The sequence below is a fragment of the Mycobacterium sp. NGS66 genome (genome assembly GCF_059812225.1).
The window spans coordinates 169354-184495 of the sequence record NZ_JCALCG010000003.1 but is presented as its reverse complement, the minus strand read 5'-3'; the positions used below and the strand labels follow the sequence as shown (position 1 = coordinate 184495).

Here is a 15142-nt window from a genome sequence, read left to right as displayed (position 1 = left end):
AGGTAGCATGCTGGTATGGCAGTTGTTAGTCCTCGTACACAGCGCAGCATCGACGCATGGGCGGGAAACGTCCTGAGGGTCGCACGTGCAAAGACGGGTTTGACGCAGCGTCAGTTGGCCGCCAAAGCGGGAATGCCATACAGCACAATCGCCAAGATCGAGTCCGGGACGCGCCAACCGACCCACCCTACAATCGCGAAAATCCTTGCTGCCGTTGACTTGTCATTGTCGACACAGATCGTGCCATACGACGATCATGACGATGTGCTGTGGGAACACGAGCAGCGGCGCAGCTCGGCGGACCGAGATAAGGTGCAGACCGAACAGGCACGCCTCGCTCGTGAGGCAACTCGTGCCTGAATTCGACCCCGCGGCCATACTTGACACGCTCGCTCGCCATGACGTCGAGTACGTATTGATCGGTGGCTATGCTGCCTTACTGCACGGATCGGGAACAGCGACCATCGACATCGACATCGTTCCGGCGCGGCCGAAGTCCAACCTGGCCAATCTCGCCGCCGCCCTTACCGAGCTTGAAGCCAAGGTGCGGGCCGCCGGATCTGAAGGTTTACAATTCAGCGCCTCGGCGGAGTCTCTTCAGGGCATGAGTGTGCTGAATTTGACGACACGTTACGGAGATCTCGATCTCACGTTTGCCCCTTCCGGATTTGCCGACGGTTTCGAAGATCTCCGAAATGGCGCGACGGCAATGAAGATCGACGGCGTACTCGTTCTGGTCGCCAGTCTTGACGATGTCATCGCATCGAAGGAAGCGGCAGGGCGGGATAAGGATTTCGAGGCACTCCCCCAACTCATCCGCCTGCAGCAGGAGCGAGCAAGAGCTACAGGTGGCGAGACTACCGCGCCGAGCTAAAAATGCGGTCTCTCGGACACGTCCGGAAAGCATTGCCGCAGTTCGTCGATCAGCCCGACGACCAGTGAGATCGGCTTGACGTCGTGCAGTGCGCCGGTGTGTATGCCTCAGTCATTTTCGTGTCCTTATAGCGAGCGGCTGATGATTTCCTTCATGATCTCGCTGGTGCCGCCGTAGATCCGGTTCACCCGGGACCCGGTATACATGTTCGCGATCGGGTATTCGGCCATGTAGCCGTAGCCGCCGAAGATCTGCAGGCACTTGTCCACGATCTGATCGCATTTCTCGGCGGCGAACAGCTTGGCCATCGACGCCGTCATCGGATCGTTGCTTCCGTCGACGTAACGTTGTATGGCGTAATCGACGAGCGTCTTGATCGCCAGCGCCTCAGTCTTGCATTCGGCCAGCGTGAATTTGGTGTTCTGGAAATTACCGATCGGACGGCCGAACGCCTCTCGCTCCTTGGAGTAGTTGATCGCCTCCAGCACGGCAGCCTCGGCCAGCGCCGAACACAGCGTGGCAATGATCAGCCGTTCCCGCGCGAGTTGCTGCATCAACTGATAGAAGCCCTGCCCTTCCGTTTCGCCAAGCAAGTTGGTCACCGGCACCCGCACGTCGGAGAAGAACAACTCGCGGGTGTCCTGGCCGTGCTGGCCGATCTTCTGCAACACCCTGCCGCGCTCGAAACCCTCCAGGCCGTCGGTCTCCGCCACGATCAACGACACGCCGGCGGCACCCTTGGACGAATCGGTCTTGGCCACAATCACCAACAGGTTGCAGTGAGTCCCGTTGGAAATGAACGTCTTCGAGCCGTTGATGACGTACACGTCCCCGTCACGCCGGGCAGTAGTCCGCACCGACTGCAGGTCCGACCCGGTTCCCGGTTCGGTCATCGCGATGGCCAGCACCGCCTCGCCGCTGATGACCTTTGGCAGCCAGCGCCGGCGCTGTTCCTCGTTGCCGTAGGTGTATATGTAGTGGGCGACGATCGGCGAGTGGACCGCGAACCCGAAAGCCTGGTCGTGGGCATACACCAGTTCTTCCTGCACGACGGCCTGCATCGCGAAGTCACCGCCCATACCGCCGAGCTCTTCCGGCAAGTCCAGGCCGAGCAGCCCGGCAGCGCCGGCTTTGTTCCAGAATTCGCGGTCGACGGCATGCTGGGTGGCCCAGCGTTCCTGATTGGGCGCGGCTTCCTTGCGAAAGAACTCCGCGGCATGAATTCGCAAGTCGCGGTGCTGGTCGGTTTCCCAGCTGGGACGGTAATCGGGAAACAATGCTGACACGTCAACCTCATATCGGTGGGATTCGCGACTGTACAACAGTATCGTAATTATGACACTTGTAAAGTAACGAGATCGCGGCGGAGGAAGACAATGCTCAATCCGCGGGCCACCAACGAGGACCTGACGGCCAAAGCGCGAATCCGGAACACGGCGCTAGACCTGTATGCGCAATACGGTGCAGATCGAATCTCGCTGCGCGACATCGCATCCGCCGCCGGCGTCACTTTGGGGCTGGTGCAGCATCATTTCAAGACCAAGGCCGGACTACGCGACGCAGTCGACCAGTTGGTGGTGGACTATTTCGCGCATGCCATCGCCGAAGTACCGGTGAAGGGCAGCGCCCAGCACGTCGCGGCGGCGCGCGACAGAGCGGTGGCCCAGATGCTGCGTGACAACCCGCCCGTCGTCAACTATGTGCGTCGTACGTTCCTGGAGCCTGCCGACAACCACCTGCTCGACGTGCTGGTCGACCTCACTCGACGCGAAGTCGCCGCACTACGCGGGTCCGGACTGGCTTCCACCGAACGCTCCGAATCTGCACAAGTCCTCGGGGCCATGGTGCGCCAGATGGGCGAGCTGCTGTTGGCGCCGATGGTCGATGCGGTGTGGGACCGGGTTGCCACCACCAAAGACGGTCGCAAGCCCCGGCTGCGCATCACGGTAGCGAATTGACCAGCTAACGGCGCCAACGCATCAGCCGCGAAAGCGTAAGCGCGCCAACGGCTCCCGCGGCAACAGCGGCCACCGTCTGACGCGCGGACAGGCCCTCGTCGAGTTGCACCTGCGGAGCGATGATAGCCGGCGGCGGAGGGTCGACCGGCTTGGCGCGCGGATCTTCGGGTGTTGCCGTCGCGCCCCACGCCGTGGCGAACAGGACGAGATACCCCGTGATATAGGCGAACACCATCAGGCCCAGCACCGGTCCGAACACCCGGCCCGTCGGGCTGCCGGTGACCGCCCCGAGGTAGATCGACCCCAACTGCTTGAACACTTCAAACCCCACCGCTGCCAGCGCCCCGGCTCGCATCGAGGCGACGAGGCTGACCTTCTCGCGCGGCAATCGGGCGATCATCCAGGTGAACAGCAGCCAGGAGACCAGCATCGATACCAGGAACGAGACCAGTCGAAAGATCGAGTCGAACACCGAAAACTCAGGTATGCCAACCCATCCCAAGAGAGCGGCCATCGGCTGGGCGTGGCTCAGCGCGGAAAGCCCGACGGTCGCCAACATCACCACGAACGTTCCCACCATCGCCAACAGGTCGGATAGCTTGTTGCGCAGGTATCCCGGTGAATCGATGCGGTGCGCAAACCACATCTCGGTCAGCGCAGCCCGCAACCGCGACATCCACCCAAGCCCGGCCCACGCTGCGGTGGCCAGGCCGATCACCCCGACCGACGCACTCGCCCGAATCGCCGAATTCATCCCTCTGACGAGCTGCTGCCCCAGCTGGCCGGAAACCGACGACCAGATGTGGTGCTCGATCGAGCTCCGCAGATCCGGCCGGCTCGCCAACACGAACCCAACGCCGGCGAAACTGACCATGAGCAGCGGAAGTAAGGCGAAGATCGAGTAGTACGCGAGGGCCGCCGCGAAGAAGCTGCCGTTGCGTTCGTCGAAGCGCTGGTAGGCGCGCACGACGTGGTCCAACCATCCGTAGCGGGCCCGTAGCCGATCGAAGATGCCTGGCTTGGCGGGGTCGGCCCGCTCGTTCATGGTTCACCTATTCCCGTCGCGGAAGGAAACCTAACCGATCGTAGACCCGCTGAACGGTTTTGCTGGCTACCTCGTCGGCGCGCTGTGCCCCGGCCGCGAGGATGGCCTCCAGCTCGGCGGGATCGGCGATCAATTCGTCGACACGGGACCGCAGCGGGCGCACGAACTCGACGACGACTTCGGCGGTGTCCTTCTTCAAATCGCCGTAGCCGTGCCCGGCATAGCGCTCGACCAGGGTGTCGATGTCTACCCCGGACAGCGCCGACTGAATGCCCAACAGGTTGGACACGCCCGGCTTGGCGACCGGGTCGTACCGGATCTCACGTTCGCTGTCGGTCACCGCCGAACGAATCTTCTTGGCAGACAACGCCGGATCGTCGAGCAGGTTGATCAGCCCGGCGTCGCTGCTGGCCGACTTGCTCATCTTCGACGTCGGGTCGGCCAGGTCATAGATCTTGGCCGTGACCTTCCCGACGAGCACGTCGGGAACGACGAACGTATCCGGAAAGCGACTGTTGAACCGTTGCGCGATATCCCGTGACAGTTCGAGGTGCTGGCGCTGGTCCTCGCCTACCGGGACCAGATCGGTGTCGTAGGCCAGCACGTCGGCGGCCTGCAGCACCGGGTAGGTGAATAGCCCGACGGTGGTGGTCTCGCCACCCTGGCGGGTCGACTTGTCCTTGAACTGCGTCATCCGCGATGCCTGGCCGAAGCCGGTGAAGCAGCCCAGCACCCAGGCCAGCTCGCAGTGTGCGGGCACATGACTCTGCACGAACACGGTGCTGCGACTCGGGTCGATGCCAAGCGCCAGGTATTGGGCGGCCGTAATCAGGGTGCGGCGGCGCAGCCCTTCGGGATCCTGCGGGATGGTGATGGCGTGCAGGTCGGCCACGAAGAAAAATGCGTCATAGTCGTCCTGCAGCGGTACCCACTGCATGACCGCGCCCAGAGCGTTGCCAAGGTGCAGCGAATCGGAGGTGGGCTGGATACCGGAGAAAATCCGGCGGAGCCCCGGTGCGGTGCTCATGATGCCCTTGATCTTCGCACGCCGTCGTGCAGGGGCGGCCAGTGCCGCTTGCGGTACCGGCGGTACCGCATTTAGTGTCGGCAGCATGAGCGCCACCCGTCGCGAGCCGATCCATCTGGGACCCACAGACGGATCTGCGGAACCGGTCCTGCTGCTGCATCCGTTCCTGCTATCCCAGCGGGTCTGGGACGTGGTGGCCCAGCAGTTGGCCGACACCGGCCGCTATGAAGTGTTCGCGCCCACGATGGCAGGCCACAACGGTGGCCCGCGGGCCGGCACCTGGTTTTTGTCCTCGGAGGTGCTGGCCGACCACGTCGAGCGCCAAATGGATGAACTGGGCTGGAAGACCGCCCACATCGTCGGCAACTCGCTGGGCGGCTGGGTCGCCTTCGAGCTGGCATGTCGCGGGCGGGCACGCACGGTCACCGGAATTGCCCCGGCCGGCGGTTGGACGCGATGGACTCCGGCCAAGTTCGAGGTGATCGCGAAGTTCATCCTGGGCGTGCCGGTGTTGGCGCTCGCCTGGTTGTTCGGCGAGCGTGCCTTGAGCTTGCCGTTCAGCCGTCGGTTGGCCACCTATGCGCTCAGCGCATCGCCGGACGTGGTCAGTCACGCCGATCTGGTCGGCTGTATCGAGGACGTCGCACACTGCCCCGCCTACCTGCAACTACTGGTCAAGGCAACACTGCTGCCGGGGCTCCGAGAGCTCGCGCGAATCTCCGTTCCCACGCAACTGGTGATGTGCGAAAAGGACCGCGTCGTCCCATCTCCCAGGTTCACCCGGCATTTCACCACCAACTTGCCCGAGGGCTATCGGGTCATCGAGCTCGACAACGTCGGGCACGTACCGATGTTCGAGGCGCCCGGACGCGTCACCGAGGTCATTACCGAGTTCCTCGAGGAATGCACGAAGCCGGCCCGGGTGATCGAGCCACCCGCCAGCTAGGACAAACATGCCCGCTCGCGCCGTCCTAGCGTACTAACGGCGGCCAGCCACCGGGCCGTAGATCGCGCACTCGGCGCCGCCAGCCCGTTTCACCTGGTACATGGCGGCATCGGCGTGCCGTATTGCGTCATCGAGAGAGAAGTGCGGATCCGCGGTCCGGTGCAAGGCGATACCCACACTCGCCGTCAAGTGCATCCCGTCCACCTCACCACGCGTCAACGGGTCGAGTCGGCTCAGCACAACCGACAAGTCGTCTCGAACATCGGTAAATGCGACGAGCACGAGTTCGTCGCCGCCGATACGAGCGGTGATCTCATCCTTGCCGGCCAATGACTGCAGCTTGCGCGCCATCGCGACCAGCGCAGCGTCACCGGCGGCATGCCCGTACCCATCGTTGAAGGCTTTGAATCGGTCTATGTCGCACACCGCAAGCACCACCGCGGCGGGCGACAAGCGCCGCATGGCGGCAGTGACGGCAGCGTACAGCCCGCGCCGGTTGCGCAGCCCGGTCAACTCGTCATAGTGCGCCGAACGTGCGGTCCTGCGAATTGCCCTCCGACCGATTTCGATCAGGACCAGACCACCCAGCGGGATGGCAACCGTCCAGACCAGCGCAGGCATGTAATAGCTGAACAGTCCCAACAGCGGTTGGTGCTCGTGCAGCACCACCCAAACGGTGATCGCAGCGATAGTCGCGGCGCAAAACCAACAGTGCGCCAGAACGCTTCGCCTCCCAAGAAGGAATGCTGCGTATACCCCGGTCAGCCCCATGTACACCGTCGTGCACAATCGCGAAGCCGGTGTCGGCATCGTCGCGGCGACAATTGCCACACCGACGTCGGCCCAGACGACGAAAGCGAGCGCATATCGATAACGCGGCCAGGGTCGCAACAGCCAACACAGACCGACGATCAGGGCGGATAGCGATACGGCCACCTGCAGAGAGCGAGCGACGAGACCGCTGGGACCGAACGGATTGAACTGCTCGACGACTCCGAGACCGGCCAACGCAAAACAGGAAATCGCAACCACCCTGGTGAACGCTGGCAACATTCGACTGTCGCGTAACGCGGCTGTCGCAAACCGGAACTCGTGCCAGCTCAACCCAACCCCCAGAATCTCGGCAGTCTGGGCGCAGCACGCACTGCCGCAAATTTGGCAGAGAATACCGCAGGCGTCCAAATGCGGCCGCCTCGTCTGGCTAGGAATCCGCCAACGCCTTCTGCAGGTTGTCGGCGAGCGATTCGAGAAAGTCCTCGCTGTTCTGCCACTCTTGATCGCCGCCGATCAGCAGGGCGAGGTCTTTGGTCATCTTCCCGCTCTCGACGGTGCCGACGACCACGTCTTCCAGTGTTTTGGCGAATTCGGCGACCTCAGGAGTCTGGTCCAGCTTGCCGCGGTGCTGCAGTCCCCGCGTCCAGGCGAAGATCGAAGCGATCGGGTTGGTGGAGGTCGGTTTGCCGGCCTGGTACTGCCGGAAGTGACGGGTGACGGTGCCGTGGGCGGCTTCGGCTTCGACGGTGCGACCGTCGGCGGTCATCAGCACCGACGTCATCAAGCCCAGGCTGCCGTAGCCCTGCGCGACGGTGTCGGACTGGACGTCACCGTCGTAGTTCTTGCAGGCCCACACATACCCGCCCTCCCACTTGAGGCAGGCGGCCACCATGTCGTCGATCAGCCGGTGCTCGTAGGTCAGCCCTTCGGCCTCGAACCGCTCTTTGAATTCCTCTTCGTAGATGCGCTCGAACTCGTCCTTGAACATGCCGTCGTAGGCCTTGAGGATGGTGTTCTTGGTCGACAGGTATACCGGCCATTTGGCGTGCAGGCCATAAGAGAAGGTCGCTCGCGCGAAGTCGCGGATGGATTCGGTGAAGTTGTACATGCCCATCACCACCCCGCCGTCGTCGGGGATGGACACCATTTCGTGCACGATCGGTTCGCTGCCGTCGGCGGGGGTGAAGGTGATCGAGACGGTGCCGGGCTGGTCGACCTTGAAGTTCGTCGCGCGGTACTGATCGCCGAAGGCGTGCCGGCCGATGACGATCGGCTTGGTCCAGCCCGGAACCAGCCGCGGCACATTGGAGATCAGGATCGGCTCACGGAAAATGGTGCCGCCCAAGATGTTTCGGATAGTGCCGTTGGGCGACGACCACATCTTCTTCAGGTTGAATTCCTGCACCCGGGCCTCGTCGGGCGTGATCGTCGCGCATTTGACGCCCACGCCGTGTTTTTTGATGGCATACGCCGCATCGATGGTCACCTGGTCATTGGTGTGGTCGCGGTGCTCGATACCTAGGTCGTAGTAGTCCAAATCGATGTCGAGATGCGGAAGAATAAGCAACTCTTTGATGAGCTTCCAGATGACGCGAGTCATCTCGTCACCGTCGAGCTCGACCACCGCGCCTTTGACTTTGATTTTGGGTTCCTTGGACATCTGTGTTCGAGTCCTCCGGTGTCAGCTGGGCGAGCGGTCGCTCTTGACGCCAAGGGTACAAAAGCACCGCGCGTCGATATGCGGGCGCAGCGCAGCGGTGCTGGTTAGCTGGGAATTGGCGTCGACTCGTTGCCATGCGTTAGGCTGCATCTCGGTCATGAGCGCCAGCGTCAAGCCCCGGCTTGCTGGCCGGCAACCCTCCAACCGCGGTGGGGTGCCCCGGGTGATGACCAGGTTGAGTAGCCCAACCGGCTACGCGGCAAGCGCGGGTCCGCCATAACGGGCCCCTTGAGCTGACAGGGAAACGGTTATGTGCATCCACTCACTTCCATCGGTCCTGCCTGCCGAATGCCCGAGCAGAAAGCACCTCTCATGAGCACCGACGCCAACAGCATCGAGACCGATCCGAGCGCGCATTGGTCGTTCGAAACCAAGCAGGTTCACGTCGGTCAGCAACCCGACCCGGCGACCAATGCGCGTGCCCTGCCGATCTACCAGACCACGTCGTACACCTTCGATAACGTCGCGCACGCCGCCGCGCTCTTCGGGCTCGAGGTGCCGGGGAACATCTACACCCGGATCGGCAACCCGACCACCGATGTCGTCGAGCAACGCATCGCCGCTCTGGAGGGTGGTGTGGCCGCGCTGTTCCTCAGCTCCGGGCAGGCCGCCGAGACCTTCGCCATCCTGAACCTCGCGGGCGCCGGCGACCACATCGTCTCCAGCCCGCGCCTGTACGGCGGCACCTATAACCTCTTCCACTATTCGCTGGCCAAATTGGGCATCGAGGTCAGCTTCGTGGACAACCCGGACGACCTGGACTCGTGGCAGGCGGCGGTCCGGCCGAACACCAAGGCCTTCTTCGGCGAGACCATCTCCAACCCCCAGATCGACGTGCTGGACACCCCGGGCGTGTCGGAGGTGGCGCACCGCAACGGCGTACCGCTGATCGTCGACAACACCATCGCCACGCCCTACCTGATCCAGCCATTCACGCAGGGCGCCGACATCGTCCTGCACTCGGCCACCAAGTACCTGGGCGGCCACGGCTCTGCCATCGCCGGGGTGATCGTCGACGGTGGCACATTCGACTGGACGCAGGGCCGCTTTCCCGGTTTCACCACACCAGACCCGAGTTACCACGGCGTGGTGTTTGCCGAGCTGGGGCCGCCGGCCTTCGCGCTCAAGGCTCGCGTGCAACTGCTGCGCGACCTGGGCTCGGCCGCGTCGCCGTTCAACGCCTTTCTGGTAGCCCAAGGTCTGGAGACGCTGAGCCTGCGCATGGAGCGGCATGTCGCCAACGCACAGCGCGTCGCGGAGTATCTCGACGCGCACGACAGGGTGCTGTCGGTCAACTATGCGGGCTTGCCCAGCTCGCCGTGGTATGAGCTGGGAAAGAAGCTGGCGCCCAAGGGAACCGGCGCTGTGCTGGCTTTCGAGCTGGCTGGTGGCGCGGACGCGGGCAAGGCATTTGTGAACGCGCTACGGCTGCACAGTCACGTCGCGAACATCGGCGACGTGCGTTCGCTGGTGATTCACCCGGCGTCGACAACCCACGCCCAGCTGAGCCCCGAGGAGCAGCTGAGCACCGGGGTCAGCCCGGGGCTGGTGCGCTTGGCGGTGGGCATCGAAGGAATCGACGATATCCTCGCCGACCTGGACATCGGATTTGCCGCAGCCCGCAAATTCAGCGGCGAATCGCGTTCGGTGGCGGCCGTCTGAGGACTGTTGACATGACGATTTCCGAAGTGCCCCAGCAGACATTGCCCGCCGAGAGCGAGGTCGGCGTAGTAGATATCGGCTCGCTGACCCTCGAGAGCGGCGCGGTCATCGACGACGTCAGTATCGCCGTGCAGCGCTGGGGCGAATTGTCGCCCGCGCGCGACAACGTGGTGGTGGTCCTGCACGCCCTCACCGGCGATTCGCACATCACCGGACCCGCCGGGCCCGGACATCCGACGCCTGGGTGGTGGGACGGGGTGGCCGGCCCGGGCGCGCCGATCGACACCAACCGCTGGTGTGCCATAGCCACCAACGTGCTCGGCGGCTGTCGTGGCTCCACCGGCCCCAGTTCGCTTGCCAGCGACGGAAAGCCCTGGGGCTCAAGGTTTCCGCAGATAACCATGCGAGACCAGGTGAACGCCGACATTGCCGCGCTAGAGGCGCTGGGCATCAGCCAGGTCGCCGCCGTCGTCGGCGGATCGATGGGCGGCGCAAGGGCTTTGGAGTGGATCGTCGGTCACCCGGACCGGGTTGGGGCCGGGCTGCTGCTCGCGGTCAGCGCACGCTCCACCGCCGATTTGATCGGCACCCAGACGACTCAGATCGCGGTCATCAAGGCGGACCCGAACTGGCAGGGCGGCGACTACTACGGCACCGGCCGAGCGCCCGACACCGGCCTGAAGCTGGCCCGTCGTTTCGCGCACCTGACCTACCGCGGCGAGGCCGAGCTCGACGCCCGGTTCGCCAACATGAGCCAGGGCGACGAGGATCCCGCAGCGGGCGGCCGCTATGCGGTCGAGAGCTACCTGGACTACCAGGGCGAGAAGCTGTTGACTCGCTTCGACGCGGGCAGCTATGTGACCCTGACCGATGCGGTGAACAGCCACGACGTGGGCCGCGGGCGCGGCGGGGTGGCCGCGGCGCTGGGCGGCTGCCCGGTACCTGTGGTGGTCGGCGGAATCACCTCCGACCGGCTTTACCCGCTGCGTCTGCAGGAGGAGCTGGCCGATTTGCTGCCCGGCTGCCAGGGGCTCTGTGTGGTGGAATCCGATTACGGGCACGACGGTTTCCTGCTGGAAACCGAGGCGGTGGGTGAATTGATCCGGCAGACACTGAAATTGGCCGAAGGCGCGTGTTCATGACATCCGCGCACTGTCGGTCGGACCGCTCGCTGTCCTTCGGCTCGGCCGCGGCTGCCTACGAGCGCGGCCGCCCGTCGTATCCGCCGCAGGCGATCGACTGGCTGTTGCCGGCGGGCGCGCGCAAGGTGCTCGACCTGGGTGCGGGCACCGGGAAATTGACCACCCGGCTGGTCGAACGGGGCCTCGACGTGGTCGCCGTCGACCCGATTCCCGAAATGCTGGAAGTGCTGCGCGCTTCGCTTCCGCGGACCGTGGCGTTGCTGGGCACCGCGGAAGAGATTCCGTTGCAAGACAATAGCGTCGACGCGGTGCTGGTGGCCCAGGCTTGGCACTGGGTCGATCCGGAGCGAGCGATTCCCGAGGTGGCCCGCGTGCTGCGGCCCGGCGGTCGGCTGGGCCTGGTGTGGAACATCCGCGACGAACGACTCGGCTGGGTCCGCGAGCTGGGCCGGATCATCGGCAGCGACGGCGACTCGAGTCGCACCGAGCTGACCCTGCCCGCGCCGTTCAGCGCGGTGGAGCGGTATCAAGTCGAGTGGACGAATTACCTTACGCCACAAGCACTTATCGACTTGGTAGCGTCGCGCAGCTACTGCATTACCTCACCGACCGAGGTGCGCGCGCGCACACTCGACCAGGTGCGCGAGTTGCTGGCCACCCATCCGGCATTGGCGAACACGAACGGCCTTGCGCTGCCCTATGTCACGGTGTGCGTGCGGGCGACGTTGACCTAATTGGGCGTTGGGCGTGAATCGTTGGCTCTCGGTGTGAATCGTTGGCCTTCGGTGTGAATCCTTGGCTTCGTAAGTGCAGGCAGGGCGAAGATTCGCGTTGTATCCCGCCGTACGCTCACACCGAAAGCCGTCGGTTCACACCAAAACTTGGGCGAAACGCCGCCGCGAAACGCATAAGAGCGCAAACCTTTATCCGACTGTGTTGTAAATGTGACGTTTGTCCATCAAGGTTCCTAGAGTGATTAGAGTGCCTGCAGTGCACTCCGAGACGGATGGGGGCCGGCATGAAGGCAATGGCGAAGACGCGGGGCTGGATCTGGATGTTCCGCGCTCAGCCGCTGGCCATTCGTTTGTTCGCGGGAGCGGCCGGAATCCTCGGAGCCGCTGCTATATTCGCGACTCCGGCTGACGCCAGCCCGATCGACGACTCGTTCCTCGGCGCCCTGAGCAATGCGGGCGTCAACTACGGCGAGCCGGGCAGTGCGGTGGCGATGGGCCAGCAGGTGTGCCCCATGCTCGCCGAGCCGGGCGGAAACTTCGCCGCAGCCGCGGCACGCGTCAGGGGCAACGGCATGTCGCCGGGGATGGCCGACATGTTCACCAGGATCGCCATCTCCATGTACTGCCCGAGCATGATGGCCGACGTGGCCAACGGCCGCATGCCCAACCTGCCGCAAATTCCCGGCATGCCCGGGGTGCCGGGGCTGTAGCGGTCTATCCGGTACCCAGCGGGTCGATGGTCCACGCGATGTAGACCATCGCCGCTGCGACCGTCGCGGTGGTGAGGAAGTCGGTTCCCTTACTGCGCACCACCAACAAGCCGGCCCCGCCATCGGTCAACACCAACCGCAGCACGGCTGCCACTCCGACGCCGATGCCGATCAGCAGCGCGCCGCGCCGCCAGAAGTTGGCTCCCACCAGCGCCAGAGCTGTCACGAAGATCAGCCCGACCAGCAGAATCGGCCACTGCGATTTGGCCGTAGAGCGAACGCTCACCGCCGCTCCGCCAACTCGACGACGTTAGTCAGCAGAAACGCCCGCGTCAGCGGGCCCACACCGCCTGGGTTCGGCGACACGTGACCGGCTACATCCCACACGCCGGGGTGCACATCACCGGCGAGCTTGCCGTCCACCCGGCTCACACCCACGTCGACGACCGCCGCACCCGGACGCACCATGTCCGCGGTGAGCAGGTGCGGCACGCCGACGGCGGCCACAATGACATCGGCCTGTCTGGTCAGCGCGGGCAGGTCACGAGTTTTGGTGTGGCACAACGTCACAGTGGCATTCTCGGAGCGACGGGTGAGCAGCAGACCCAGTGGCCGGCCCACCGTCACGCCGCGCCCGATGACGACCACGTGCGCCCCGGCAATCTCGATGTCGTAACGCCGCAGCAGGTGCACGATTCCGCGCGGGGTGCACGGCAACGGCGCCGGCGTGTTGAGGACAAGCCGGCCCAGGTTGGTCGGGTGCAGGCCGTCGGCGTCCTTACCGGGGTCGACGCGCTCCAACGCGGCGTTCTCGTCCAGGTGCTTGGGCAGCGGCAACTGCACGATGTAGCCGGTGCATTCGGGGTTGGCGTTGAGTTCGTCGATGGTGTCGTTGAGCGTGGCCGTCGAGATGTCGGCCGGCAGGTCGCGGCGAATCGACGTGATGCCGACTTTCGCGCAGTCGGCGTGCTTACCGCGAACGTAGGCCTGTGAGCCCGGGTCATCGCCGACCAGGATGGTGCCCAGTCCCGGCGTGCGCCCCGATGCGGTCAACTCCGATACCCGTTGCTTCAGGTCGACGAAGATCTCGTCGCGGGTAGCCTTGCCGTCCAGCGTGATTGCGCCCACGCCGAACAGTCTGGCACGGCGGTGCTCGATGACGGCGACCCGCTGCGCCCGGGCTTCGCCGCGCTTGCGATCGGCGGTGCTCGAAGACGGCGACCCGCTGCGCCCAGCTTCGCCGCGCTTGCGATCGCCGGTGCTCGATGACGGCGACCCGCTGCGCCCGGCTTCGCCGCGCTTGCGATCGCCGTGGCGCTAGGCTGCCGATATGCCCGAGGCCCCGGATGTGTTCAGCCCGGCCAAGCTCGGTCCGATCACGTTGCGCAACCGGATCATCAAGGCCGCGACATTCGAAGCCCGCACGCCCGACGCGCTGGTCACCGACGACCTGATCGAGTACCACCGGTTGCCCGCCGCCGGCGGCGTGGGCATGACCACCGTCGCGTACTGCGCGGTATCGCAAGGCGGCCGCACCGGCGGTAACGGGATCTGGATGCGCCCGGAAGCGGTGCCGGGCTTGCGCCGACTCACCGAAACGATCCACGCCGAAGGTGCGGCGGTGAGCGCGCAGATCGGCCACGCGGGCCCGGTGGCCGACGCCCGCTCGAACAAGGCCACCGCGCTGGCGCCGGTGCGGTTTTTCAACCCGATCGGCATGCGGTTCGCCAAGAAGGCCAGCCGTGACGACATCGAAGACGTCATGGCCGCACACGCCAATGCCGCCCGGCTGGCCGTCGACGCGGGCTTCGATGCCGTCGAAATCCATTTGGGCCACAACTATCTGGCCAGTTCCTTTCTGTCGCCGCTGATCAACCGGCGCGACGACGAATTCGGTGGATCACTGGAGAACCGCGCCAAGGTGGCTCGCGGATTGGTGCTCGCGGTGCGCCGGGCGGTAGATCAGCAGATCGCGGTGACCGCCAAACTCAACATGGCCGACGGCGTCCGCGGCGGCATTTCCACCGAAGAGTCGCTCATCACCGCCAAGTGGCTGGAAGAAGACGGCGGTCTGGACGCGATCGAACTCACCGCGGGCAGTTCGCTGGTCAACCCGATGTATCTATTCCGGGGAAATGCACCCGTCAAAGAGTTCGCCGGAGCCTTCAAGCCGCCGGTCCGTTGGGGCATGCGAATGATGGGCAAGAAGTTCCTGCGCGAATACCCGTACCGGGAGGCGTACTTGCTGCGCGACGCCAAGCTGTTCCGCGCCGAGCTGAAGATGCCGCTGATCCTGCTGGGCGGCATCACCAACCGCGAAACGATGGACCTGGCGATGGCCGAGGGTTTCCAATTCGTGGCGATGGCCAGGGCTCTGCTCGCCGAGCCGGACCTGATCAACCGGATCAAGGCCGACGCCGAATCCGACGGCGTGCGGACCCATTCGGCCTGTACACACTGCAATCTGTGCATGCCCACCATCTACAGCCGCACCCGCTGCGTGGTGACCGGAGCGCCGGGCTGAGCGTTATCTAAACGTTGCCGTTCCTG

Annotated in this window: 16 protein-coding genes, 1 pseudogene and 1 riboswitch; of the genes and pseudogenes, 9 read left to right on the top strand and 8 right to left on the bottom strand. The window is 64.6% G+C overall.

What is annotated here, in order from left to right; all coding sequences use genetic code 11:
* Window positions 1-15 precede the first annotated feature (15 nt).
* Window positions 16-360 carry a helix-turn-helix transcriptional regulator gene (locus AC5Y2L_RS08710; protein WP_499933574.1) on the top strand — a complete coding sequence of 115 codons (345 nt, stop codon included), beginning with the start codon at window positions 16-18 and terminating at the stop codon, window positions 358-360.
* The gene (locus AC5Y2L_RS08705; protein WP_499933576.1) at window positions 353-874 is read left to right on the top strand and encodes a DUF6036 family nucleotidyltransferase; all 522 of its coding nucleotides are present in this window, start codon (window positions 353-355) and stop codon (window positions 872-874) included. The genes AC5Y2L_RS08710 and AC5Y2L_RS08705 overlap by 8 nt, the downstream gene beginning before the upstream one ends.
* An 11-nt stretch (window positions 875-885) precedes the next feature.
* On the opposite strand, the pseudogene AC5Y2L_RS08700 reads toward AC5Y2L_RS08705, so the two are convergent.
* Window positions 886-978, bottom strand: a pseudogene (locus tag AC5Y2L_RS08700) (hypothetical protein); the annotation flags it as partial.
* A gap of 21 nt (window positions 979-999) precedes the next feature.
* The gene (locus tag AC5Y2L_RS08695) at window positions 1000-2160 is read right to left on the bottom strand and encodes an acyl-CoA dehydrogenase family protein (RefSeq protein WP_499933577.1); all 1161 of its coding nucleotides are present in this window, start codon (window positions 2158-2160) and stop codon (window positions 1000-1002) included.
* Window positions 2161-2250: 90 nt separating this feature from the next.
* Here AC5Y2L_RS08695 and AC5Y2L_RS08690 point away from each other — a divergent pair, with 90 nt between their 5' ends.
* Window positions 2251-2832 carry a TetR/AcrR family transcriptional regulator gene (locus AC5Y2L_RS08690; protein ID WP_499933579.1) on the top strand — a complete coding sequence of 194 codons (582 nt, stop codon included), beginning with the start codon at window positions 2251-2253 and terminating at the stop codon, window positions 2830-2832.
* A gap of 4 nt (window positions 2833-2836) precedes the next feature.
* Here the strand turns inward: AC5Y2L_RS08690 and yhjD are convergent, their stop codons facing one another.
* Both yhjD and trpS read right to left on the bottom strand, forming a co-directional pair.
* Window positions 2837-3877: an inner membrane protein YhjD gene (gene yhjD / locus AC5Y2L_RS08685; protein WP_499933581.1), complete on the bottom strand. Its 1041-nt coding sequence runs from the start codon at window positions 3875-3877 to the stop codon at window positions 2837-2839.
* Between the two features lie 7 nt (window positions 3878-3884).
* The gene (gene trpS, locus AC5Y2L_RS08680; RefSeq protein ID WP_499933901.1) at window positions 3885-4904 is read right to left on the bottom strand and encodes a tryptophan--tRNA ligase; all 1020 of its coding nucleotides are present in this window, start codon (window positions 4902-4904) and stop codon (window positions 3885-3887) included.
* A gap of 148 nt (window positions 4905-5052) precedes the next feature.
* Between trpS and ephH the strand changes: the two genes are divergently transcribed.
* Entirely contained in the window at window positions 5053-5850 is a 798-nt protein-coding gene (ephH, locus tag AC5Y2L_RS08675) for an epoxide hydrolase EphH (RefSeq protein ID WP_499933902.1), read from the top strand.
* A 33-nt stretch (window positions 5851-5883) separates the two neighbouring features.
* Here the strand turns inward: ephH and AC5Y2L_RS08670 are convergent, their stop codons facing one another.
* Together AC5Y2L_RS08670 and AC5Y2L_RS08665 are read right to left on the bottom strand one after the other, a co-directional pair.
* The gene (locus AC5Y2L_RS08670; RefSeq protein WP_499933582.1) at window positions 5884-6858 is read right to left on the bottom strand and encodes a GGDEF domain-containing protein; all 975 of its coding nucleotides are present in this window, start codon (window positions 6856-6858) and stop codon (window positions 5884-5886) included.
* 193 nt (window positions 6859-7051) lie between these two features.
* A complete protein-coding gene (locus tag AC5Y2L_RS08665; protein ID WP_499933584.1) occupies window positions 7052-8284 on the bottom strand; it encodes an NADP-dependent isocitrate dehydrogenase in 1233 nt (410 codons plus the stop codon).
* Between the two features lie 153 nt (window positions 8285-8437).
* Window positions 8438-8556, top strand: a riboswitch (SAM riboswitch).
* 100 nt (window positions 8557-8656) lie between these two features.
* Here AC5Y2L_RS08665 and AC5Y2L_RS08660 point away from each other — a divergent pair.
* From AC5Y2L_RS08660 to AC5Y2L_RS08645, 4 genes are all read left to right on the top strand, one after another.
* On the top strand, window positions 8657-10006 hold the full coding sequence (locus tag AC5Y2L_RS08660) for a bifunctional o-acetylhomoserine/o-acetylserine sulfhydrylase (protein ID WP_499933585.1): 1350 nt from the start codon (window positions 8657-8659) through the stop codon (window positions 10004-10006).
* Between the two features lie 11 nt (window positions 10007-10017).
* A complete protein-coding gene (gene metX / locus AC5Y2L_RS08655) occupies window positions 10018-11148 on the top strand; it encodes a homoserine O-acetyltransferase MetX (RefSeq protein WP_499933586.1) in 1131 nt (376 codons plus the stop codon).
* On the top strand, window positions 11145-11882 hold the full coding sequence (locus AC5Y2L_RS08650; protein WP_499933587.1) for a class I SAM-dependent methyltransferase: 738 nt from the start codon (window positions 11145-11147) through the stop codon (window positions 11880-11882). Before metX ends, AC5Y2L_RS08650 begins: the two co-directional genes overlap by 4 nt.
* Before the next feature lie 293 nt (window positions 11883-12175).
* Window positions 12176-12592, top strand: a complete 417-nt coding sequence (locus AC5Y2L_RS08645; RefSeq protein WP_499933589.1) for a DUF732 domain-containing protein — start codon at window positions 12176-12178, stop codon at window positions 12590-12592.
* Window positions 12593-12596: 4 nt separating this feature from the next.
* On the opposite strand, the gene AC5Y2L_RS08640 is transcribed toward AC5Y2L_RS08645, so the two are convergent.
* Window positions 12597-12878 carry a DUF3017 domain-containing protein gene (locus AC5Y2L_RS08640; protein ID WP_499933590.1) on the bottom strand — a complete coding sequence of 94 codons (282 nt, stop codon included), beginning with the start codon at window positions 12876-12878 and terminating at the stop codon, window positions 12597-12599.
* Window positions 12875-13720, bottom strand: coding sequence for a bifunctional methylenetetrahydrofolate dehydrogenase/methenyltetrahydrofolate cyclohydrolase (locus AC5Y2L_RS08635; RefSeq protein ID WP_499933592.1), 846 nt, complete (start codon window positions 13718-13720; stop codon window positions 12875-12877). Before AC5Y2L_RS08635 ends, AC5Y2L_RS08640 begins: the two co-directional genes overlap by 4 nt.
* Before the next feature lie 202 nt (window positions 13721-13922).
* On the opposite strand from AC5Y2L_RS08635, the gene AC5Y2L_RS08630 reads away from it, so the two are divergent.
* Window positions 13923-15116, top strand: a complete 1194-nt coding sequence (locus AC5Y2L_RS08630) for an NADH:flavin oxidoreductase (protein WP_499933593.1) — start codon at window positions 13923-13925, stop codon at window positions 15114-15116.
* The last annotated feature ends 26 nt before the right edge of the window (window positions 15117-15142 follow it).

Coding starts and splice junctions, on each gene's coding strand:
- metX (WP_499933586.1), top strand. CDS start 10,018: ATGACGATTTCCGAAGTGCCCCAGCAGACATTGCCCGCCGAGAGCGAG.
- AC5Y2L_RS08710 (WP_499933574.1), top strand. CDS start 16: ATGGCAGTTGTTAGTCCTCGTACACAGCGCAGCATCGACGCATGGGCG.
- AC5Y2L_RS08630 (WP_499933593.1), top strand. CDS start 13,923: ATGCCCGAGGCCCCGGATGTGTTCAGCCCGGCCAAGCTCGGTCCGATC.
- AC5Y2L_RS08650 (WP_499933587.1), top strand. CDS start 11,145: ATGACATCCGCGCACTGTCGGTCGGACCGCTCGCTGTCCTTCGGCTCG.
- AC5Y2L_RS08645 (WP_499933589.1), top strand. CDS start 12,176: ATGGCGAAGACGCGGGGCTGGATCTGGATGTTCCGCGCTCAGCCGCTG.
- trpS (WP_499933901.1), bottom strand. CDS start 4,904: ATGAGCACCGCACCGGGGCTCCGCCGGATTTTCTCCGGTATCCAGCCC.
- AC5Y2L_RS08660 (WP_499933585.1), top strand. CDS start 8,657: ATGAGCACCGACGCCAACAGCATCGAGACCGATCCGAGCGCGCATTGG.
- yhjD (WP_499933581.1), bottom strand. CDS start 3,877: ATGAACGAGCGGGCCGACCCCGCCAAGCCAGGCATCTTCGATCGGCTA.
- AC5Y2L_RS08690 (WP_499933579.1), top strand. CDS start 2,251: ATGCTCAATCCGCGGGCCACCAACGAGGACCTGACGGCCAAAGCGCGA.
- AC5Y2L_RS08665 (WP_499933584.1), bottom strand. CDS start 8,284: ATGTCCAAGGAACCCAAAATCAAAGTCAAAGGCGCGGTGGTCGAGCTC.